We start from the raw sequence: 21407 nt of genomic DNA, 5'->3' as shown, positions 1-21407 counted from the left end.
CTTGAGGCGGCGAAGAGAAAGGCGGCCGAGGAAGCACGGGCGAAGGCGGCGGAACTGCGGAGACAGCGCGAGGCGGCTGCGTCCGGTGCGTCGACAGGGGATGACCTTGAGGCGGCGAAGAGAAAGGCGGCCGAGGAAGCACGGGCGAAGGCGGCGGAACTGCGGAGACAGCGGGAAGCAACCGCGACAGGCGGCGCGACCGAAGGCGACCTCGAGGCAGCGAAGCGAAAGGCGGCCGAGGAAGCACGGGCGAAGGCGGCGGAACTGCGGCGACAGCGGGAAGCAACCGCGACAGGCGGCGCGACCGAAGGCGACCTCGAGGCAGCGAAGCGAAAGGCGGCCGAGGAAGCACGGGCGAGGGCCGCCGAACTGCGGCGGCAGCGCGAGGCAGCGGAAGGCGGCGCGGAGGATGATCTTGAGTTGGCGAAGAAAAAGGCAGCTGCGGCCGCGAAGGCGAGAGCCGCTGCATTGGCCAAGCAAAAAGCGGCCGAAGCGTCGGGCGACGATGACGAGCTAGCCAAGCAAAAAGCGGCCGCCGCGGCGAAAGCGAAAGCCGCGGCCGCGGCAAAAGCGCGGGCGGCGGCCTTGGCGAAGCAACAAGGCGGCGCTGGCGATGAGGGGGCGAAACAAAAAGCGGCAGCGGCCGCCCGGGCGAAGGCCGAGGAAGCTGATCGAGCTCCGTCGCCGAACGATCCGCTGCTTGAGAAATATGTCCGCATCATTCATGAGCATCTCGGTCCGGACGTGCTCGAGGATGCATACATCAACCGGCTGGCGAAAGATGTGCCGACGCTTGTCGTCAAAAAAGAGGCGTACTACAAAGTCGCCGAGTTGTTGAAAGGCCATGAACAGCTTCGGTTTGATTATTTATCCGAGCTGCACGGCACCGATTTTCAGACGCATATGGAAGTGTACGTCCATTTGTATTCCTATCCAAACCGGCAGCCGGTGGCGCTGAAAGTCAAAATCGAGCGCGACAACCCGGAAGTCGATTCGCTCGTTCCGCTTTGGCCGGGGGCGAACTGGCCGGAGTGCGAGGCGTACGATTTGCTTGGCATCCGTTTCCACGGCCACCCGAACTTAATCCGCATCTTCCTCGGCGAACAATGGGTCGGGCATCCGCTGCGCAAAGATTACGAGCCGTATGATGCGGAGGTGTAGATGATGCTGCGCACAGAAGAAATGATTTTAAACGTCGGCCCCCAACACCCGAGCACGCACGGGGTGTTCCGCCTCATTTTGAAAATTGACGGCGAGATCATTCAAGAGGCGACACCGGTCATCGGCTATTTGCACCGCGGGACGGAGAAAATTGCCGAAGGGCTGCAATATACGCAAATCATTCCGTACACCGACCGAATGGACTATTTATCAGCGATGACAAACAACTATGTGCTTTGCCATGCGGTCGAAACGATGATGGGCATTGAAGTGCCGGAGCGGGCCGAATATTTGCGCGTTCTCGCCATGGAGCTCGGGCGGATCGCCAGCCACCTCGTCTGGTGGGGGACGTATTTGCTTGACCTTGGCGCGACGAGCCCGTTTTTGTACGCGTTCCGCGAACGCGAAATGATTATTAATCTATTAAATGAGCTGTCCGGAGCGCGGCTGACGTTCAACTACATGCGCATCGGCGGCGTCAAATGGGATGCGCCGGATGGCTGGATCGACAAGGTGAAACAGTTCGTTCCGTATATGCGCGAGAAATTGGCTGGCTACCATGAGCTTGTCACTGGCAACGAAATTTTTCGCCAGCGCGTCACCGGCGTCGGCCGGTATACGAAAGAAGAGGCGATCAGCTATTCACTGAGCGGCGTCAACTTGCGGTCGACCGGCGTCAAATGGGATTTGCGCAAAGATGAACCGTATTCGATCTATGACCGCTTTGACTTTGATGTGCCGGTGCGCGACGGCGGCGACTGCCTCGCCCGCTATGAATGCCGGATGGCGGAAATCGAACAGTCGCTCCGCATTATCGAGCAGGCGTGCGAGCAGTTCCCGCCTGACGGGCCGATCATGGGAAAAGTGCCCCGCATCATTAAAGCGCCGCCCGGCGAGACGTTCGTCCGCATCGAGGCGCCGCGCGGCGAGATCGGCTGCTATATTGCGAGCGACGGCAAAAAAGAGCCGTACCGCCTCAAATTCCGGCGCCCATCGTTTTACAACTTGCAAATACTCCCGAAGCTGCTCAAAGGGGAAAACTTGGCCAATGTCATCGCCATTCTTGGGTCGATTGACATTGTGCTCGGGGAGGTCGACGGATGATGGAACAATGGCTTGAATCCACGCCAAGCTGGTCGAACATCGCCCTCTTTTTCGGGCTTGGGGCGCTGCTTTTGGCGGTCGTGCTCGCCTTTGTCACATACGGCATTTTGGCCGAACGGAAAGTGATGGGGTTTATGCAAGGGCGCATCGGGCCGAACCAAGTCGGCGGCCGCTTCGGGCTGCTGCAAACCGTTGCCGATGTGTTGAAGCTGCTTTTGAAAGAGGATACGATCCCAAAAGCGGCCGACCGTCCGCTCTACGTGCTGGCGCCGATCATCGCCTTTGTGCCGTCGTTTATGGTGTTGGCGGTGCTGCCGTTTACCGATGCGTTCCGGTTTGCCGATATCGGCGTCGGCCTTCTGTATTATATCGCTGTCTCCGGCTTGACGACCGTCGGCGTCGTCGCCGGCGGCTGGGCGTCAAACAACAAATACGCTCTGCTTGGCGGCATGCGTGCAGCCGCGCAAATGATTTCCTATGAGATTCCGCTCGTCATGTCGGCGCTTGGCGTCGTGCTTTTGGCTGGAAGCATGAATTTGGTCGACATCGTTGCGGCGCAAAAAGACGTATGGTTCATTTTCGCCCAGCCGTTGGCGTTTTTGATTTTCCTCATTGCCGCGGTGGCCGAATTGAACCGGACGCCGTTTGACTTGCCGGAGGCGGAGTCCGAGCTGGTCGCGGGGTTCCATGTCGAATATTCCGGGTTCCGTTGGGCGTTCTTTATGCTCGCCGAGTATGTGTATTTGTTCGCCATGGCGGCGCTCGTGACGATTTTGTTTCTCGGCGGCTGGCATCCGGTCGCGTTTCTCGGCTGGATTCCTGGCGCGGTCTGGTTTGCCTTGAAGTTTTGTGCGGTCGTTTTCGTCCTCATTTGGTTTCGCGCCACATTTCCGCGCGTGCGCGCCGACCAGCTGATGGAGTTCGCCTGGAAAGTGCTGCTTCCGCTTTCGCTCGTCAACATTGTGCTGACGGCGGTCGTTAAAGCGTGGTTTTTCTAAAGGAACAAAGCAACTTGTCTTGCCAGGAAGGGGGCAGCCGTCCATGAGCATGGCCTCCTCTTTCGGACAGAGGTCGTGTCGGAACGCCACTTTTCCCATGAGAGGGGTAGACGGATGATTGGGTTGATGAAAGGATTGGCGTATACGTTAAAAGAGTTGACGCGCGAAAAAGTGACGTACGATTACCCGCACGAACCGCTCCCGCTCCCGGATCGGTTTCGCGGCATCCAGAAATTTTATCCGGAAAAATGCATCGTGTGCAACCAGTGTGTCAACATTTGCCCGACCGAATGCATCCAGCTGACCGGGAAAAAACATCCCGATCCGACGAAAAAAGGGAAAGTGATTGAGACGTACAACATCAACTTTGAAATTTGCATTTTATGCGATTTGTGCACGGAAGTATGCCCAACGGAAGCGATTGTCATGACGAACAACTTTGAGCTCGCGGAATACAGCCGCGACGCTCTGTATAAAGATTTGGCCTGGCTCGATGAAAACGATACGAACATAAGAAGGGAGAATAAGCCGTGAGCGGAACGGACATCGCCTTTTTCTTGCTCGCCCTCGCGGCGATTGCCGGGGGAGTGACGATGCTCCAGCTGACGAACGTCGTCCATATGGTCATCGCCCTCGTCATGACGTTTTTAGGCATTGCCGGGCTGTACGTGCTGTTGTCAGCCGAATTTGTCGCTGTTGTGCAAGTGCTCATCTATTCCGGAGCCATCACGATCATCATGCTGTTTGCGATCATGCTGACGCGCCATCACACAGACGAAAGGGAGCGCCAAACCACCGGCGGCGTCTGGCATAAAGCGGTTGCCGCCCTCTCTGTTATCGCCTTCGGCCTTGCCGTCTACTTCGGCATTCGCCAGCTCGACTTTGGCGCTGACGGCAGCGCGTTGGCGGGCGACAACGCTAGGGCGATCGGCAAGTCGCTTTACTCATATTATACGATTCCGTTTGAAATCGTGTCCGTCATTTTGCTTGTCGCCTTAATTGGCGCGATCGTGCTGGCGAAAAAAGACGGCAAGGGGGCGGAAGACGAATGACATTATCGGCCTATTTAGCGTTGGCGCTGATCTTGTTTTGCATCGGGCTGTACGGGGCGCTCACGAAGCGGAATACGGTCATTGTGCTCATCTGTATTGAGCTGATGTTAAATGCGGTCAACATCAATTTCGTCGCTTTTGCCAAATACGGCGCCCATCCCAGCGTTCACGGGCACGTGTTCGCGCTGTTTGCGATCGCCGTGGCGGCGGCGGAAGCAGCCGTCGGCTTAGCTGCGCTCATCGCTTTTTACCGCAGCCGGAAGACGGTTCAAGTCGATGAAGCCAATTCGTTGAAACATTAGAGAAGGGGATGGGAACGATGATGAACCTAGCTTGGGTCGTGCCGCTGTTCCCGCTTGGTTCGTTCATTCTGTTGCTGCTGTTCGGACGGAGATGGAAACAAGCAAGCGCCTATGTCGGCATCGCCGCGACGTTCTTGTCGCTGCTTTTGGCGCTCGCGGTGCTTGTGGACCGCCTCGGCGGGTCGACGTATGAGGCAAACTGGACATGGATGACGATAGGCGGCGTGACGTTGACGGTCGGGATTTCCGCCACCGCCCTAAACGTTTGGATGCTCGTCGTCGTCGCACTCGTCAGCTGGCTCGTCCATGTGTATTCGCAAGGGTACATGGCTGGCGATGAACGGTTTTCCACCTTTTACGCGTATTTGGGCCTGTTTACGTTTGCGATGCTCGGTCTTGTGCTGTCGCCGAATTTGCTGCAGGCGTACATCTTTTGGGAGCTCGTCGGGCTTGGATCGTTTTTGCTGATCGGTTTTTACTTCTATAAGGAAGAAGCAAAAGCGGCGGCGAAAAAAGCGTTCATCATGACGCGCATCGGCGACGTTGGCTTTTTTATCGGCATGATGTTGCTCTTTTGGCAAACGCATAGCTTTGATTACGATGACATTTTCCGCGCCGTCGGCGACGGCACGCTGTCGCCGGGGATGACGACGCTCGCGGCGATCTTGATTTTCATCGGCGCCATCGGCAAATCGGGGCAATTTCCGCTCCATACATGGCTTCCAGACGCGATGGAAGGCCCGACGCCGGTGTCGGCGCTCATCCACGCTGCGACGATGGTGGCGGCCGGTGTGTACCTTGTGGCGGCATTGTTTCCGCTGTATGAGGCAAGCCATGCAGCCATGATGACCGTGGCGACGATCGGCGGGGTGACGGCCATTTTCGCCGCGACGATCGGCTTGGTGCAGACGGACATCAAGCGCGTCCTCGCCTATTCGACGGTCAGCCAGCTCGGCTATATGATGTTGGCGCTTGGCGCGGGCAGCTATGTCGCGGCCATCTTCCATTTGACGACGCATGCGTTCTTTAAAGCGCTCCTCTTTTTGGCCGCCGGGAGCGTCATTCATGCCGTCCGTACGCAAAACATCGAGGAAATGGGCGGGCTTTGGCGGCGGCTGCCATGGACCGCGCCGCTATTCCTCATTGGGGCGCTGTCGATCAGCGGGGTTCCGCTATTCGCCGGCTTTTTCAGCAAGGACGAAATTTTGGCCGCCGCCTGGACGAACGGGCCGCGCCTCCTCTTTTGGCTCGCGGTCGCTGCCGCGCTGTTGACGTCGTTTTATATGTTCCGGCTCTTTTTCCTCGTCTTTGCCGGCAAAGCGCGGCATCATGAGGATGCTCATGAAGCGCCGGCCTCGATGGTGGCGCCAATGCTTGTGCTCGGCGTGCTGTCGATTGCATCCGGATACATGCAAACGCCGTGGTTTGGCTCGTTCCTTGGCGAATGGTTGACGGATGGAGCGTATCGTCATGAAGCGGCGCCGGGATGGATCGTTGTTGTGGCGACGATCGTGTCGTTTGCAGGGATTTTTCTCGCTTGGCTGATGTACGGGGCGCAGAAAATGCCGCGCGATTGGCTGTCCGCGCGTGTTCCGTATGTTGATGAGCTGCTGCGCCGTCATTACTACATCGATGACATTTACCGTTTGACGGTCGTGTCGCTTGTGTCATGGATCAGCCGCCTGTTGGCGTATGTCGACCGCTTCCTTGTTGAAGGGCTCGCCCGGCTTGCCGCCGGCATTGTCGGCGCGGCTGCCTCAGCTGGGTCGCGCGGGCAAAACGGGCAGGCGCAGACGTATGGGGCGGTGACGGTGGCCGGATTGGCGATTTTGGTCGTCATTTTCGCCTTAACAGGGGGGTACTGGCTATGATGTTTTTATCGCTGCTCGTCTTTTCGCCGCTGTTAGGCATCGTGTTGCTGATGTTTGTCCGCAAAACGGATGAACGAATGATTCAATGGCTCGGAACGGCCGCCACCGTACCGCCGCTCATTTTGGCGTTGTTTGCTTTCATTCAGTCTGGACGCGGGTTTCGCCTCGAGCGGCTCGACGAAGCGCGGGACTGGGTGCGGCTTGCTGACTTGCCATTTTTGACGGACGCGGCGTATGTGATCCGCTATGAGCTCGGCATCGATGGGCTGTCGCTTGTCTTTATCGTTCTGACCGCGGTGTTGGCGACGTTGGCCGCTTTGGCGTCGATGCTTGTCAAAACGGAGAAAAAAGGGTATTTTCTCTGGCTGCTGGCGCTTGAGATTGGCATGCTCGGCGTATTTTCCGCCGCCAATTTCGTTTGGTTTTTCCTCTTCTTAGAAGTGACGTTGGTCGCCATGTTTTTGCTTGTCGGCAAGTGGGGCGGGTTTGAGCGCGAGCGGGCGGCGTACAGCTACTTGTTGTACAACGGGCTCGGCTCGGCTTTGCTGCTTGTCGTGATCGCGGTGCTGCTTGCCCGAACTGGAACAGCGAATTTTGCCTTGCTTCATGAAATGTTACATAATCCAGCGGCGGAAGGGCAACTGATTGCGCCGCTGACGGAGGAAGGGCGTCGCTGGCTGCTCGGCGGGCTGCTGTTGGCATTTGCCGTCAAGCTGCCGGCTGTTCCGTTCCACCGCTGGCTCATCCGCGTCCACGTCGAAGCGCCGCCGCCGGTGGTGATGCTTCATGCCGGGGTGTTGCTGAAAATCGCAGCGTATGGGATGATTCGCTTCGGGGTCGGCTTGTTTCCGGATGAGTTCCGCTCGTTTGCCGGCGTTCTCGCTCTATTTGGCGTCATCAACGTGCTGTACGGCGCGCTGTTGGCGCTTCGCCAGCGCGAATTGAAGCGCGTGCTCGCCTACTCGAGCGTGTCGCATATGGGGGTCGTGCTCATCGGACTCGGTGCGTTGAATGAGGCCGGCATTCAAGGAGCGATCTTTCAATCGGTGGCTCACGGACTCATCTCGGCCTTGTCGTTTTTGCTTGTCGGCGTGCTCACTCATCGAATGGGAACAACGGACATCAACCGGCTTGGCGGACTGACGAAAGCGATGCCGCTCTTTTCCGGGTATTTGCTCACAGCGGCGCTCGCCTTGCTCGGTCTGCCGGGGCTGGCGGGATTTGTCGGTGAATTCACGTCGTTTCTCGGGCTGTTTCAAACGAAGCCGGCCCTTGCCGCAGTTGGGGCGCTTGGATTGATCTTCGCCGCTGTCTACTCGCTGAAAGCCGTCCTTGATATCACGTTCGGCCGCCCCCGCGACCGGCAGGAAGCGGTCATGGGCTGGCGTGAGCCGCAAGCATCTGCAGTGAGCATATGTGAACCGCAAACATCTGGGGCAAGCCTAGGTGAACCGCAAGGGGGCGTCGTTGACTTGCAAGGAAAAGAAGCTGTGCCGGCGTTCATCCTCGTCGCGTTGATCGTGGCCGTCGGCGTCTATCCGCAGCTATTGGCCGCACCGCTTACGGCCGTCGTAGAGACGATGATGAACGGGCTAGGGGGTTGATCACATGAACGATGTATGGCAATCCGATTGGAGCATGATGGCGCCCGAATGGATCGTCCTCGCGGCCGCCATAGCGCTGTTGGTGATTGACTTGGCGCTGCCGAGTGATCGAAGCCGCCGGCCGCTTGCTTGGGGCGCCGCGGCGGCGGCGGCGCTCGCTATGATCGCGACAGCGGCGATGATCCCGGCCGGGTCGGCATCGATTTTGCATGATACGTTCCGGCTCGATGCGTTCGCCAAAGCGTTCAAGCTCATTTTGCTGGCTGGCGGAGCGCTCGCTCTGCTTTTAGTGGCCGAATGGGCGCCGAAAGAAGGCAGTCCGCACCGCGGCGAATTTGCCTATATGATGTTGTTTGCGCTGCTTGGGGCGATGATGATGGCGTCTAGCGGCGACTTGCTTACACTATTTGTCAGCCTTGAGCTGCTTTCGGTGTCGTCCTACATTTTGGCCGGTTTGCGCAAAACGGCGCCGGCATCGAACGAGGCGGCGCTCAAATATGTCATTAACGGCGGCATCGCCACCGCCATCATGCTGTTTGGCATGAGCTATTTGTTCGGCTTGACCGGAACGACGAATCTCGGCGGCATCGCGCGCCGCTTGCAGGAGACGAACGAGCCGTACATGCTTGCTTTGGCGTTTCTGCTTTTGCTCATCGGCGTTTCGTTTAAGCTGGCGACTGTTCCGTTTCATATGTGGGCGCCGGACGTGTATGAAGGGGCGCCCGTTCCGGCGACGGCGTTTTTTGCCGTCGTGTCGAAAACGGCCGGCTTTGTCCTTCTTCTCCGTTTGCTGGTGACGATCTTTGCCGCTGCGCCGGCAGAAGGGCGGGATCCGTCATCGCTCCTTTTGTCGATGCAGCCGGTCATCACCGTATTGGCCGGGCTGACGATGATCATCGGCAGCGTCGTGGCGCTTCGGCAGCGGAGTTTAAAGCGGCTGCTCGCCTACTCGAGCATCGCCCACGCCGGCTACTTGCTCGCCGGGTTTGCCGCGATGTCATGGGCGATGATCGATTCGCTCTGGATGTATTTGCTCGTCTATACGTTGATGAACATCGGGGCGTTTGCCATTATCGCCCATATTGTCAATGAAACGGGATCCGATGATTTGGATGGGCTCGCCGGCTTATATCGGCACCGTCCGCTGCTGGCTGTGGCGCTCGGGCTGTTTTTGCTCTCGCTCGCCGGCATCCCAGGAACGGCTGGCTTTATCGCCAAGCTGCATATTTTCATCGGCCTTGTCGTCACAGAGCCGGGCCATTATGTGCTCGCCGCCGTGATGGCGATCACGACCGTCATCTCGTACGTGTATTATTTCAATTTGATCGTCCAGCTCTTTTTCCGCCCGACGTTCACCGCGCCGCTTGGCCGGCTGCCGGCCGGGCTGTCGACCGCCGTCGTTCTTTGCGCGCTTGGAACGTTGGCGATCGGATGGGCGCCGGGGCTTGCTTACGATATGCTCGCCCAGTTCGGGCATTTTGGCGATTTTTTGCCGTAACGGTAGAATAAAGGGAGAGGGAGAATGCCTCTCCTCTTTTTTTGCGCCGCCGGCTTCGTTTGGAAAGGAGGGGATGCGCTGCGTGCTTTGCGCAGGAAAGCTCCATCGAGCAATGTTTGCTTTCCACCTAGCATGAAGTTTCAAGGCCTACGCATTTTTATAGAAAGAGGGGAATGCTCATCCCGCTGGCTTTGTTTCGGGATCGAGGAGCACCTTGGATGCGCGGCCGGCTCTGTTTCGGGGGAGAAGAGCTTGTCATGCGCCGCTTAACCTGTTTTCGAAACGCATGAAGTGCTTTGGCTGCTCGCTGCGTTTTGGAAAAGAGGTGATGCGTCGTATGCGCCGTTTCACATATGCTTGAGAAAGAGGTGAAACTTGATGATGCCGGTCATCGGCCAACAAGCGTTGATTTCGATTATCGTTCATTTGGCGTTTCTAGCGGTGACGTGGTGGACGCTGCAGGCGGTGAGGCTCGAGGTGCTGCTTCGGCCGAACCGCGTCGTTCAAGGGCGGCTGCTGTACATTTTATTGACGATTGCCATCGGCTCGACGGTGGCGAACTTTTTCCTTGACTATTGGGCTTGGTCAACCGATTTGCCGTATTTGTTCCGCGAATAGGGAGGCCCGGGGCGCCGTGGTGCTTCGGCTCCCCCTCCAATTGCCCGCTTGCCCCGCCCTCTGTCCGGTCGATCCGTTCTTGCCGCCGCCTCTTTGCTCGCCGTCCCCTTCTTCCATGGATTCTCGGCCGTTTGCCCTCCGCTTTGATGTTTATTTATGAAAACCGTTTCAAAAATCGCCGGTTGTCGATTTTTTTGACGTATGTTCCCTTGTCCGGTGGCAACAATAACAAGTAAGGAGAGGAAGGGAACGAAGATGAGAAAAAATCCAATCTGTTGGCTGGTGGCGCTGGCCGCCGCGGTCTTGTTGTTGGCCGCAGGGCAATACCGGACGGAAGGCGCGCGGGGGAACGAATGGTCCGAACCGTTGGAAATGATGGCGCACACATTGGCGCAGCACGGTGCCTCGCTCGGCCGCTGGGTCGTGTACACAAGAGAGTATGCCCACGATATTCAAAATGATGCGGACTTTTTCAAAAAAATGGCGGAGTTCAAACAAACATACCGCTCCTTTCGCTGGACGTTCCACCAAGCTAGCCATTGGCAAAAAGTGATCGGCACGAACGAACATTCCTTTTTTCGTGAACAAATCCAGCTCGTGATGACCGTCACAAATGGAACGCCGCAAACGTATATCCTCTATGAAGCGACCGGTTCAACGTGGAGCCAAGCTGGGTGGAAAGAAGCAGCACAGCACATTCAAAAAACGACGAACGGACTATTTGTGAATCACCCTACATTTTTTGCTTGTATGGAAGGCGAGTTCAGTGGTAATATGGAAGGTGGTTTGTTCGATCAAGCTTCTCAATTGCTTCGCGATTTTCAAGCGACGCCTGTCGAGTGGCTGCGGGAAGAGTCACTCGTTTCCCTGTCTGCATATACTGGGCAGTGGAAGAACGTTCTCCCAACCGCCAATCATCAGCCGATCAACCTGCAACTCGCCTTGAGAGAAAGATTGGGCGGCAAGACGCGCGTCGTTGTTGGAACCCCAATCATTACCATTGAATACTAATATAGAGAAATTGGACGCGGAGGGGAATACCTTGGAAAAGATCATCGTCCGTGGCGGAAACCGGTTGAGCGGCACCGTCAAAGTGGAAGGCGCAAAAAATGCCGTGCTGCCCGTCATCGCCGCTACTCTATTGGCTACGAAAGGAATTAGTACGATTCATGATGTGCCTGCTCTTTCCGATGTATATACAATCAGTGAAGTGCTCCGCTATTTAGGCGCCGATGTGCACATTGCCGACGAGACGGTCACCGTCGATGCCACCGGTCCGTTGACGGTGGAAGCGCCGTTTGAATATGTGCGAAAAATGCGCGCGTCGGTGCTTGTCATGGGGCCGCTGTTGGCGCGCAACGGCCGAGCCCGCGTGGCGCTGCCGGGCGGTTGCGCCATCGGTTCGCGCCCGATCGATCAACATTTAAAAGGATTTGAAGCGATGGGCGCGTCCGTGAAAGTCGGCAACGGCTTTATTGATGCGGAAGTGAACGGACGGCTCCGCGGCGCCAAAATTTATTTGGACTTTCCAAGCGTCGGGGCGACGGAAAACATTATGATGGCCGCCGTGCTCGCGGAAGGCACGACTGTGATCGAAAACTGCGCCAAAGAGCCGGAAATCGTCGATTTGGCGAACTTTTTGAACGCGATGGGCGCCAAAGTGCGCGGCGCCGGCACCGGAACGATTCGAATCGAGGGAGTTGACGAGCTCGTCGGCACAACGCATACGGTCATTCCGGACCGCATCGAAGCCGGCACGTTTATGGTGGCGGCGGCGATCACCGGCGGCGATGTCCTCGTGCAAGGAGCCGTTCCGGAACATTTAGGCTCGCTGATCGCCAAACTCGAAGAAATGGGCGTGACCGTCATTGAAGAGGAAAACGGCGTGCGTGTTATCGGTCCGGAAAAGCTGAAAGCCGTCGACATTAAAACGATGCCATACCCGGGCTTTCCGACCGACATGCAGTCGCAAATGATGGCTCTCTTGTTGAAAGCGGAAGGCACGAGCATGATCACCGAGACGGTGTTTGAAAATCGCTTTATGCATGTGGAGGAATTCCGGCGCATGAACGCCGATATTAAAATTGAAGGGCGTTCCGTCATTATCAATGGCCCGTGCCAGCTGCAAGGCGCCGAAGTGGCGGCCACCGATTTGCGCGCAGCGGCGGCGTTGATTTTGGCTGGACTCGCGGCGGACGGCTACACGCGCGTGACCGAGCTTCGTCATCTCGACCGCGGGTATGTCCGCTTCCACGAAAAGTTGGCTGCGCTTGGGGCTGACATTGAACGCGTCCGCGAAGAAACGGAACAATTCGACCAAATTCAAGCGATCCAATGGAACGGATAAAGAGCGAAAAACGACCGTGAACTGCCTTTCGGTAGGGAATGGTCGTTTTTTCTTGGCACACGGGCGACCGTCGAAGGACGGTAAAAAACAACCGTTCGTTCCTAACGGCCTGTTTTGAAGCTCAGAGAAAGGCCGTCTGTATGAAGTTTCTCCATAAGCTTGATCGCACCGCGCGCGGCAAGTCGCGACGGTGGTGAAACATGTGCTTTCGAAAAGCCCCTTGTTCCATCGCCCCCTATTCAGTCACCGACTTTTTTCAACGGCTTCATGTTTAGGCGGAGTGCGAAACGCGCTCATGGAGGTTTTGGCTGGAAAGAAAACTGTCATATATACTTGTCCGAGCCCATAACTATAGTAACGAACCGAAGCCAACGCAGGCATTCATTCGCGATGTCCGCTTGTGCTTGGAAAATGCATATTGGGGGCTCGGCTATGGTGAAACGACTGAAACCGGTGATGGCGCTCGCTCTCTCGCTGTTTGTCGCCATCCTCGTCATTCCGACGGCGCTCGTTCTTCCATTTTATGACGGGAAGGTGGCCAAATTGGCCGAACAACTGCACAAGCAAGAACAAGTCCAACGGTCGCAGGCAGCCGAAGGGCCGTCCATCGACGTGGCGGTCTATCGAAGCAAAGAACAACGCGTCGAACATATTCCCCTCGAGCAATACGTCATCGGCGTCGTTGCGGCGGAAATGCCGGCCGAATTTGAACTCGAGGCATTAAAGGCGCAAGCGTTGACGGCAAGAACATACATCGTGAAGCAATTGCTCACCAACCAGCCGTTTCGCCTGCCAAAAGGAGCGAATGTGACCGACACGGTGGCTCATCAAGTCTATTACAGCGATGACGAACTACGAAAACTATGGGGCAGCGACTACGATTGGAAAATCAAAAAAGTGACAAAAGCGGTGATGGACACGCAAGGACAAATTTTGACATACAACAACGAGCCGATCGAGGCGCTGTTTTTTTCGACAAGCAACGGCTATACGGAAAATTCGGAAGCCTATTGGCAAAGCGATTTTCCGTATTTAAAAAGCGTCGCCAGCCCATGGGACAAACAATCCCCGAAGTTTTACCAGCGAAAAACGATGCCAGTGGCGGAATTCGAGCGAAGACTGGGGATTGAACTGCCCGCTGACGGCTCAGTCGGCGTCATTGTATCGCGCACTCCCGGCCGCCGCGTCGGCGAAGTGAAGATTGGCGGCAAGACGTTTACGGGCCGCGATGTGCGCGAACGGCTCGGATTGCCGTCGAGTGATTTCACCTGGGTGCGCAACGGAGATGACATCATCATTACGACGAAAGGCTACGGCCATGGCGTCGGCATGAGCCAATACGGAGCCAACTTTATGGCCAAAGAAGGGAAAACGTACGCTGACATCGTCAAATATTATTACCGCGGCGTCCATATTTCGTCGGCGACGGCGTTTTTAAACAAATTGACCGCGAAAAATGGATGAACCGGGGTTCTGCGCCCCGGTTTTTCTGTCAAACTTTCGGGGCAAACGGCAGGGAGACGCCCCTCATTTTTTTGTATAAAATCTAGCCTAATGTCAAAAAATAAGTGAAAAAATTGTTTTCTATGTGTATATCTTTTCCTCTTTCTGTTCAAAATGGTTGCTGAGGTGATGAACATGAGAGAGGAACAAAAACAATCGTCGCTGAAGCGTCTGTTCCGCAAACGTTGGGTATTTCCGGCGATCTATTTATCGTCTGCCGCATTGATCGTCGCTGGCGCTCTTTGGTTCCAATTGGGCAAAGAGGAGAATACGGGCAGAGACAACGTGGCGAAAAACGGCACCGCCCAGCAAGAAAATCCGGCTGTTCCGGTCAATGAAACGGTCGAAACGATTGCGATGCCGGTGCTTGATCCAAATGCGGTGCAAGTGAAAACGCCATTCTACGATGACAAAGCATCCGAAGCAGAACAGGAAGCAGCCCTCGTCTTTTATGATCATACGTACCACCCGAACCAAGGCATCGATCTTGTGCGCCAAGACGGCAAAACGTTTGACGTCACCGCTTCCTTAAGCGGCACGGTGACGAAAGCGGAAAAAGACCCGATTTTAGGCTATGTTGTCGAAATCAATCATGAACAAGGGGTCACGACCGTCTATCAATCGCTCGCTGATGTGAAAGTCGAAGCCGGCGACACGGTGAAACAAGGTGAAGTGATCGGCAAGGCAGGGCAAAGCGAATTCAACAAAGAAGCCGGCATCCACGTCCATTTTGAAATTCGCAAAGACGGCCGGGCGGTCAACCCGATCGACTATGTCGACAAACCGTTGACTGCCTTGACCGATAAAACGGAAGACAACGCAGGAACCGATCGCGCCGCCACAAGCAAAGAAAAAGAATTGATGCCAAGTGACGAAACAGCGCCGACAGACGAAAACCCAGCGAACGAACAAGCGCCGGTTGACGACCATTCGACGGCGCCAAGCGACAACAACCAAGACGAAAACAACGACGCTTCATCCTACAAAACGCCAGACGCCTCGATCGGCATGGCAAGAGCGTAATCGACAAGGCGTCGAGCAAGAGGAAACGAAAAACGCGACGAAAAGGCCTGTCCGTTTGCCAAGACAAGCGGGCGGGTCTTTTTTCATCGTCGTTTCACGAGACTTTTGCACCGCAGGGGCTGCGGACGGGGATTGAAAAAGCTTTTAACCTCATGCTAGAGCCGTTATAATGATAGAAAAATGGATGCTAGGCGGGTGACAAGGCGATGAAACTAGATGACATCGACCGCAAAATTCTTGAACTGTTGATTGAAGATGGCCGCATGTCGTACGTCGACATCGGCAAAAAGCTGAACCTTTCGCGCGTCGCCGTCCGCGAGCGGGTCAATCAGCTCGTCAAGCACGGTGTGATTGAAAAGTTCACCGTTGTCATCAATTCAGAGAAATTCGGCAAGCAAGTTTCAGCGTTTTTCGAGGTCGACTGTGAACCAGCGTATTTGGTCGAAGTAGCGCAAAAGCTGGCCGAAAACCCGAATGTAGCGAGCTGCTACCAAATGACAGGCCCGAGCACGCTCCATATGCATGTCCTCGTTGAAGATTTTGCTGCCCTTGAAAAATTCATCAATAACGAGTTGTACGCGTTGGAAGGCATTACGAGAGTTGAAAGCCATATTTTGCTTCGCCGCTTTAAGAGTCGGACGGGGTTGAAGTTGTAGCCGCCGCCTCTGGTAGGGCCGTGAAGCCCGGTAAAAAGCGTCCCGTAAAGGGGCGTTTTTTATTCATAATAAAAAATTCAATTTTTTTTGAGAATTATGTAGAAAAATGATTCGAATTCCTATATAATCATAAAAAACAAAATAAAAATTAACTTTGTTAAATATCAATTTAATTTTAATTAACAAATGCATATAAAATTCTCTTTTATATAAACAACAGAAAGGAGTGAATATGATGGCGGGGATGATTGTCAGAAGATTTTTTCAGCTTATCCTCCTATTGGTCGGTATCTCGTTCCTCGTCTTTACGAGCATGTATATCGCTCCGGGGGACCCAGCAACGATCATTGCTGGCCCGACCGCATCACAGTCAGACATCGACGCCATCCGCGAAGATTTAGGGCTTAACGACCCGTTCCTTGTCCAGTATGGCCGTTACATAAGCGGGGTGCTCCATGGCGATCTTGGTTATTCGTACCAAACGAAGCAGCCGGTGTGGGAAGCGATCATGACGCGGTTTCCGAACACGCTTAAGCTAGCCATTGCCAGCATTATTGTGGCGGTAATCATTGGTGTCGTTGCCGGCATTATTTCTGCCATCCGGCAAAATTCATGGTTTGACGTCTCCAGCACCGTCTTTGCTTTGGCAGGCATTTCGATCCCGAACTTTTGGCTTGGCACCGTACTCATTTTAATTTTCGCGGTCAACTTGCAGTTGCTTCCAGTCGGCGGGCTGGATCAGCCGTTTTATACGGCAGAAGGGTTGAAGCAGCTGGTGCTGCCGGCCATTACGCTCGGGACCGGGTCAGCGGCGATGATTGCGAGAATGAGCCGTTCGTCGATGCTCGAGGTCATCCGAGCCGACTTTATTCGGACAGCACGGGCCAAAGGCTTAAGAGAGCGGACGGTCATTTGGGTGCATGCCTTGCGCAACGCCATGATTCCAGTCATTACTGTTATTGGCCTAAACTTTGGTTTTTTGCTCGGCGGCACGATCATCACCGAACAGGTTTTTGCCATTAACGGCGTCGGCCGCCTGATGGTGCAAGCCATTGCCGCCCGGGACTTCCCGATGGTGCAAGGCTCCGTCTTGCTTGTTGCTACGTTGTTTGTCTTAGTCAACCTGATTGTTGACATTATTTATACGTTTATCGACCCGCGTATTAGTTACGATTAAAAGAACGATAGAAAGGGGGAAAATCGATGGAAACCGGTGCAGCGGTGAATACAGGCCATGCAGCAGCGGGCCTTAGGCGCAAGAAAGAAAAAATGTACATCACCACGATCAAGCGGTTGCTGAAAAACAAGTTGGCAGTTGTGGGGCTTGTCATCATCGCTATTCAAGTACTCATGGCCATCTTCGCCCCGTGGCTCGCCACCCATGATCCGATAAAGCAAAATTTGTCAGCGGCTGAGCTGCCGGTTTTTTCCGATGGACATTGGCTCGGAACCGATAACTACGGGCGGGATATCTGGAGTCGCATCGTGTATGGCGCTCGCATTTCCCTCGTTGTCGGCATCGTTTCCGTCAGCTTAGGGCTGATCGGCGGGGTGGTGCTCGGCCTGTTAGCAGGGTATTACAGAAAACTCGACGGACTGATCATGCGGATTGTCGACTTGCTGTTTGCGTTTCCGGGAATTTTGCTTGCCATGCTTATCATCGCCATTTTAGGCACCGGCTTGATTAATGTGGCGATCGCTATCAGTATTTGGTCGATCCCGACATGCGCCCGCATCGTCCGCGGCAGCGTCTTGTCAGTAAAAAATCGCGAATATATTTTGGCGATGAAAGCGCTCGGGGCGAGCAACGCCCGCATTATCATCAAGCATATTTTGCCAAACTGTTTGGCGCCGATCATTGTGTTTGCGACGATGCGCATGGCAACTGCCATTTTATCTGCTGCCTCGCTCAGCTATTTGGGGCTCGGCGCTCAGCCGCCGACGCCGGAGTGGGGGGCCATGATTGCCGCTGGCCAGGCGTTTATGTGGACGTCGCCGCACATGACGGTCGTTCCAGGCATCGCTATTATGCTCGTCGTTTTCGCCTTTAACGTCGTTGGCGACGGATTGCGCGATGCGCTGGATCCAAACATGGATATCAATCAATAAAAACTTATATATAGTGTGGAGGGAAAGCCAGTGAAAAAGAAAACGTATTGGTCGTATGTTGTGCTTGCTTTTGTTCTTGCCGTTTCCGCGGCGTTGGCCGGATGCGGAGGCAAATCCGCTTCTAACAACGCCTCGTCCAGTTCGCAAGGGAAAGGAAACGTCGCCCAGGAATTGACGTATGCGACGACATCTGACGTCGTTGGCCTTTCGCCGATTTTAACGAACGATTCCGTCTCGTCTGCCGTTATCGAGCAAGTGTATGAAACGTTGTTCGTCCGTGATCCGGAGACGATGGAAATCAAGCCGCATTTGGCGGAATCGTATGAAACTCCGGATGATAAGACGTGGGTCATCAAATTGAAAAAAGGAATTAAATTCCATGACGGCACCGACTTTAACGCGGAAGCGGTCAAGTATACGTTTGATAAACTAAGAGACCCGAAGACAGCGGCGCCAAGGGCATCGCTTCTTGAACCGGTCGAATCGGTGGAAGTGAAAGATGATTACACGGTAGTGATCAAAACGAAATACCCGTATGGTCCGATGTTGGCGGCCTTGTCGCATACGAACGCTTCCATTGTCAGTCCAACGGCTGATCAAAAACAAGATTTAATGAAACAGCCGGTCGGCACTGGCCCGTTTAAATTTGTTGAATGGGTGCCGGGCGACCATGTGACATTAGAGAAAAACGATGACTATTGGCAAGGGGCGCCGAAGTTGGAAAAAGTGACGTTCAAAGTTGTTCCGGAAGTGACGACGGCGATTTCGATGCTGCAAACGGGCGATGTGCAATTTATCGACAATATCCCGGCTGAACAGTTGTCCCGCGTCGAATCGATGAAAAATGTTCAGCTGATCAAAAAGGAAGGCACACCAGTCTACTATTTAGGCTTTAATATGAAAAAGAAACCGATGAACGAGCTTGCCTTCCGTCAAGCGGTTTCCTATGCGATCAACAAAGATGAGTATATCCAGCAGCTGAAAGGGCTTGGGGTGAAATCAAACAGCGTCATCGGTCCGAAAGTGTTCGGTTATGATGAATCGTCAGAAAACGTCGCTTACACCTATGATCCTGAAAAAGCGAAACAGCTCGTTGAAGAGCATGGCTATAAAGGAACGAAAGTGAAAATTTTGGTCGCCAATACGGCAAATTACATGAAAATGGCGGAGATCGTTCAAGCACAGCTGAAAGAAGTCGGTATCAACGCCGAAATTGAATCGATGGAGTGGGGCACCTTCCTTGATGCAACAAAGCAAGGAAAATACGATATCACATTCCTTGGTTGGACCAACAGCACGGCGGATGGCAGCGAGCTGTTTTATCCAAACTTCCATTCGAAAAACGCTGGAGTATCGAACCGGACGTTCTACAACAATCCGACATTCGACAAACTTGTCGAAGAATCACGTACGACGATCGATCCAGAAGTGCGGAAACAAAAGTTGAAAGAAGCGAATGAATTCTTGTTGAAAGATGCTGCCGTTGTTGTAATGAACCATGGCGTCGTGACGGCGGCTGTTGATCAATCGGTGAAAGGATTGGAGATCGATCCGACAGGACAATGGTCGCTCTATCACGTTCATAGAGAGTAGGGGATAGCATGGCTGAAACATTGTTGCGTGTCGAGAACCTTGTCACGACCTTCAGCACGGCGGAGGGAAAAGTCTCCGCCGTGCGGGGGGTTTCTTTTTCCGTCCGCAAAGGAGAAACACTCTGCATTGTCGGCGAATCAGGGTGCGGGAAAAGCATCACCTCGCTGTCGATTATGGGGTTGCTTCCCAACAACGGGAAGATTGAGAGCGGATCGATTGAGTTTGCAGGACGCGACTTGGTGAAATTGCCGAAAGAAGAGTTGCGCCGCATTCGCGGCAATGAAATCTCGATGATTTTCCAAGAACCAATGACAGCGCTCAACCCTGTGTTTACAGTTGGTTATCAACTTCGTGAGCCATTGATGCTTCATAAAAGACTGTCAAAACGGGAAGCGCACGAACAAAGCATTGAGCTGCTCAAGCAAGTCGGCATCCCATTTCCGGAAAAGCGGATGAAACAATACCCGCATGAGTTGAGCGGCGGGATGAGGCAACGTGTCATGATCGCCATGGCGCTTGCCTGTCATCCGAGCTTGCTCATTGCGGATGAACCGACAACTGCTTTGGATGTGACCATTCAGGCACAAATTTTGGATTTGATCAATGAGTTGAAACAAAAATTGAATATGGCCGTCATTTTGATCACTCATGACATGGGCGTGGTCGCGGAAATGGCGGATCGAGTGATGGTCATGTATGCTGGTGAGAAAGTGGAAGAAGGCGATGTCGAAAGTATTTTCGCCAACCCGCGCCATCCGTACACAAAAGGGTTGTTGAAATCCGTGCCAAGCGTGGATGATGAGGAGTATTCGCTCGAACCGATTCCGGGGACGTTACCCAGTTTAAATGAACAAATTGACGGTTGCCGCTTCCACCCGCGCTGTCCATTTGCGACCGACCGATGCCGCACGGCGCCGCCGCTGGAGAGAAAAATCAGCAACAGCCATTCTGTCCGTTGCTGGCTAGAGGAGGGTGCTCACAGTCATGAGCCAGTCCAAGCAGCCACTTCTTAAGTTGGAAAACGTTAAAAAATATTACCCGATCAGAGGGGGAGTGTTGCGACGCATCCAAGGCTACGTCAAAGCAGTGGAGAACGTTTCCCTTGATGTATTTGCCGGGGAAAGCATTGGCATCGTCGGCGAGTCAGGGTGTGGAAAATCGACCCTTGGCCGGACGATTCTCGGCCTTGAAGAGGCGACGGGGGGCGCCATCTTCTTTCGGGGGGAAGAGATCAGCCGTTTGCCGGAACGGCAACGCAAAAAGTGGAAAAAAGAGATGCAGATGGTGTTTCAAGATCCGTACGCGTCTCTCAACCCTCGCCAACGCATCGGACATGCCTTGGAAGAAGCGTTTATCATCCATACGAACATGACAAAGGCCGAACGCGAAGAGCGGGTATTGCATTTGCTTCAAGAAGTCGGGCTTCGTCCGGAACATTACGACCGATACCCGCATGAATTCAGCGGCGGGCAGCGACAGCGGATCGGCATCGCCCGAGCGATCGCCTTAAACCCGTCGCTCGTTATTTGCGATGAGGCGGTCTCTGCGTTGGACGTATCGGTTCAAGCGCAAATCATTAAACTGTTAAAAGACATCCAAGAAAAACATGAACTGACGTATTTATTCATCTCTCACGATTTAGGAGTTGTCCGCCATTTTTGCAATCGGGTGCTTGTCATGTATTTAGGCCATACGGTGGAGCTAGCCCCATCTCGGGAGTTGTATGCCAATCCGCTCCATCCATATACAAAAGCATTGCTGTCCGCCATTCCTCGGCCGAAGCCAGGCGCGAAGCGGGAGCGCATTCGTCTTGAAGGGGATTTGCCGAACCCGGCCAACCCGCCAAAAGGATGTCCGTTCCATACGCGCTGCCCGGTGGCGACCGAACGATGCAAACAAGAGCGGCCGGAGTGGAAAGAAGCGGCTCCAGGTCATTTTGTCGCTTGCCATGAAGTGAAGTAAGGAGGA

The 21407-nt window shown here is 54.5% G+C and carries 20 protein-coding genes; all 20 read left to right on the top strand.

Annotated features, from left to right (window positions below):
* Positions 1-1161, top strand: a 1161-nt coding sequence (locus tag BRO54_RS11330) for an NADH-quinone oxidoreductase subunit C (protein ID WP_074043986.1), incomplete at its 5' end; no start/stop codon positions are given.
* Positions 1162-1164: 3 nt separating this feature from the next.
* The gene (locus BRO54_RS11325) at positions 1165-2265 is read left to right on the top strand and encodes an NADH-quinone oxidoreductase subunit D (protein ID WP_074043988.1); all 1101 of its coding nucleotides are present in this window, start codon (positions 1165-1167) and stop codon (positions 2263-2265) included.
* Entirely contained in the window at positions 2262-3263 is a 1002-nt protein-coding gene (gene nuoH, locus BRO54_RS11320) for an NADH-quinone oxidoreductase subunit NuoH (RefSeq protein ID WP_013146601.1), read from the top strand. The genes BRO54_RS11325 and nuoH overlap by 4 nt, the downstream gene beginning before the upstream one ends.
* Before the next feature lie 114 nt (positions 3264-3377).
* Positions 3378-3797, top strand: coding sequence for an NADH-quinone oxidoreductase subunit NuoI (gene nuoI, locus BRO54_RS11315; RefSeq protein ID WP_013146600.1), 420 nt, complete (start codon positions 3378-3380; stop codon positions 3795-3797).
* Positions 3794-4315 carry an NADH-quinone oxidoreductase subunit J gene (locus tag BRO54_RS11310; protein WP_074043985.1) on the top strand — a complete coding sequence of 174 codons (522 nt, stop codon included), beginning with the start codon at positions 3794-3796 and terminating at the stop codon, positions 4313-4315. Before nuoI ends, BRO54_RS11310 begins: the two co-directional genes overlap by 4 nt.
* Positions 4312-4617, top strand: a complete 306-nt coding sequence (gene nuoK / locus BRO54_RS11305; protein WP_011232815.1) for an NADH-quinone oxidoreductase subunit NuoK — start codon at positions 4312-4314, stop codon at positions 4615-4617. Before BRO54_RS11310 ends, nuoK begins: the two co-directional genes overlap by 4 nt.
* A 17-nt stretch (positions 4618-4634) precedes the next feature.
* Complete coding sequence (nuoL, locus tag BRO54_RS11300) at positions 4635-6488, top strand: NADH-quinone oxidoreductase subunit L (protein WP_074043984.1); 1854 nt, start codon at positions 4635-4637, stop codon at positions 6486-6488.
* The gene (locus tag BRO54_RS11295; protein ID WP_074043983.1) at positions 6485-8092 is read left to right on the top strand and encodes an NADH-quinone oxidoreductase subunit M; all 1608 of its coding nucleotides are present in this window, start codon (positions 6485-6487) and stop codon (positions 8090-8092) included. The genes nuoL and BRO54_RS11295 overlap by 4 nt, the downstream gene beginning before the upstream one ends.
* 4 nt (positions 8093-8096) lie before the next feature.
* Complete coding sequence (gene nuoN, locus BRO54_RS11290) at positions 8097-9590, top strand: NADH-quinone oxidoreductase subunit NuoN (protein ID WP_074043982.1); 1494 nt, start codon at positions 8097-8099, stop codon at positions 9588-9590.
* A gap of 378 nt (positions 9591-9968) precedes the next feature.
* Positions 9969-10208, top strand: coding sequence for a DUF1146 family protein (locus BRO54_RS11280; protein ID WP_011232810.1), 240 nt, complete (start codon positions 9969-9971; stop codon positions 10206-10208).
* A gap of 255 nt (positions 10209-10463) precedes the next feature.
* Positions 10464-11219 carry a YwmB family TATA-box binding protein gene (locus BRO54_RS11275; protein ID WP_074043980.1) on the top strand — a complete coding sequence of 252 codons (756 nt, stop codon included), beginning with the start codon at positions 10464-10466 and terminating at the stop codon, positions 11217-11219.
* Positions 11220-11250: 31 nt separating this feature from the next.
* On the top strand, positions 11251-12555 hold the full coding sequence (gene murA / locus BRO54_RS11270; RefSeq protein ID WP_074043979.1) for a UDP-N-acetylglucosamine 1-carboxyvinyltransferase: 1305 nt from the start codon (positions 11251-11253) through the stop codon (positions 12553-12555).
* A 432-nt stretch (positions 12556-12987) separates the two neighbouring features.
* A complete protein-coding gene (gene spoIID / locus BRO54_RS11265) occupies positions 12988-14019 on the top strand; it encodes a stage II sporulation protein D (RefSeq protein ID WP_074043978.1) in 1032 nt (343 codons plus the stop codon).
* A 174-nt stretch (positions 14020-14193) separates the two neighbouring features.
* Positions 14194-15081: a stage II sporulation protein SpoIIQ gene (locus BRO54_RS11260; protein WP_074043977.1), complete on the top strand. Its 888-nt coding sequence runs from the start codon at positions 14194-14196 to the stop codon at positions 15079-15081.
* Positions 15082-15287: 206 nt separating this feature from the next.
* Positions 15288-15737: an Lrp/AsnC family transcriptional regulator gene (locus BRO54_RS11255; RefSeq protein WP_015376050.1), complete on the top strand. Its 450-nt coding sequence runs from the start codon at positions 15288-15290 to the stop codon at positions 15735-15737.
* Between the two features lie 235 nt (positions 15738-15972).
* On the top strand, positions 15973-16914 hold the full coding sequence (nikB, locus tag BRO54_RS11250; RefSeq protein ID WP_021321924.1) for a nickel ABC transporter permease: 942 nt from the start codon (positions 15973-15975) through the stop codon (positions 16912-16914).
* 26 nt (positions 16915-16940) lie between these two features.
* On the top strand, positions 16941-17846 hold the full coding sequence (locus BRO54_RS11245) for an ABC transporter permease (RefSeq protein ID WP_074043976.1): 906 nt from the start codon (positions 16941-16943) through the stop codon (positions 17844-17846).
* Between the two features lie 30 nt (positions 17847-17876).
* The gene (locus BRO54_RS11240; RefSeq protein WP_021321926.1) at positions 17877-19439 is read left to right on the top strand and encodes a glutathione ABC transporter substrate-binding protein; all 1563 of its coding nucleotides are present in this window, start codon (positions 17877-17879) and stop codon (positions 19437-19439) included.
* Between the two features lie 8 nt (positions 19440-19447).
* A complete protein-coding gene (locus BRO54_RS11235) occupies positions 19448-20452 on the top strand; it encodes an ABC transporter ATP-binding protein (RefSeq protein WP_021321927.1) in 1005 nt (334 codons plus the stop codon).
* Positions 20424-21401, top strand: coding sequence for an ABC transporter ATP-binding protein (locus tag BRO54_RS11230; protein WP_021321928.1), 978 nt, complete (start codon positions 20424-20426; stop codon positions 21399-21401). Before BRO54_RS11235 ends, BRO54_RS11230 begins: the two co-directional genes overlap by 29 nt.
* The last annotated feature ends 6 nt before the right edge of the window (positions 21402-21407 follow it).

The organism is Geobacillus proteiniphilus, assembly GCF_001908025.1.
GTDB lineage: Bacteria > Bacillota > Bacilli > Bacillales > Anoxybacillaceae > Geobacillus > Geobacillus proteiniphilus.
The sequence above is the reverse complement of the archived record's forward strand: the minus strand, read 5'-3'. Positions and strand labels throughout refer to the sequence as shown.

Bases quoted from the DNA above. Each gene is read 5' to 3' on its own strand.
- BRO54_RS11255 (WP_015376050.1), top strand. From the start codon at position 15,288: ATGAAACTAGATGACATCGACCGCAAAATTCTTGAACTGTTGATTGAA.
- nuoI (WP_013146600.1), top strand. From the start codon at position 3,378: ATGATTGGGTTGATGAAAGGATTGGCGTATACGTTAAAAGAGTTGACG.
- BRO54_RS11325 (WP_074043988.1), top strand. From the start codon at position 1,165: ATGCTGCGCACAGAAGAAATGATTTTAAACGTCGGCCCCCAACACCCG.
- BRO54_RS11260 (WP_074043977.1), top strand. From the start codon at position 14,194: ATGAGAGAGGAACAAAAACAATCGTCGCTGAAGCGTCTGTTCCGCAAA.
- BRO54_RS11275 (WP_074043980.1), top strand. From the start codon at position 10,464: ATGAGAAAAAATCCAATCTGTTGGCTGGTGGCGCTGGCCGCCGCGGTC.
- nikB (WP_021321924.1), top strand. From the start codon at position 15,973: ATGGCGGGGATGATTGTCAGAAGATTTTTTCAGCTTATCCTCCTATTG.
- spoIID (WP_074043978.1), top strand. From the start codon at position 12,988: ATGGTGAAACGACTGAAACCGGTGATGGCGCTCGCTCTCTCGCTGTTT.
- nuoK (WP_011232815.1), top strand. From the start codon at position 4,312: ATGACATTATCGGCCTATTTAGCGTTGGCGCTGATCTTGTTTTGCATC.
- BRO54_RS11235 (WP_021321927.1), top strand. From the start codon at position 19,448: ATGGCTGAAACATTGTTGCGTGTCGAGAACCTTGTCACGACCTTCAGC.
- nuoN (WP_074043982.1), top strand. From the start codon at position 8,097: ATGAACGATGTATGGCAATCCGATTGGAGCATGATGGCGCCCGAATGG.
- BRO54_RS11280 (WP_011232810.1), top strand. From the start codon at position 9,969: ATGATGCCGGTCATCGGCCAACAAGCGTTGATTTCGATTATCGTTCAT.
- BRO54_RS11245 (WP_074043976.1), top strand. From the start codon at position 16,941: ATGGAAACCGGTGCAGCGGTGAATACAGGCCATGCAGCAGCGGGCCTT.
- BRO54_RS11230 (WP_021321928.1), top strand. From the start codon at position 20,424: ATGAGCCAGTCCAAGCAGCCACTTCTTAAGTTGGAAAACGTTAAAAAA.
- nuoH (WP_013146601.1), top strand. From the start codon at position 2,262: ATGATGGAACAATGGCTTGAATCCACGCCAAGCTGGTCGAACATCGCC.
- BRO54_RS11295 (WP_074043983.1), top strand. From the start codon at position 6,485: ATGATGTTTTTATCGCTGCTCGTCTTTTCGCCGCTGTTAGGCATCGTG.
- nuoL (WP_074043984.1), top strand. From the start codon at position 4,635: ATGATGAACCTAGCTTGGGTCGTGCCGCTGTTCCCGCTTGGTTCGTTC.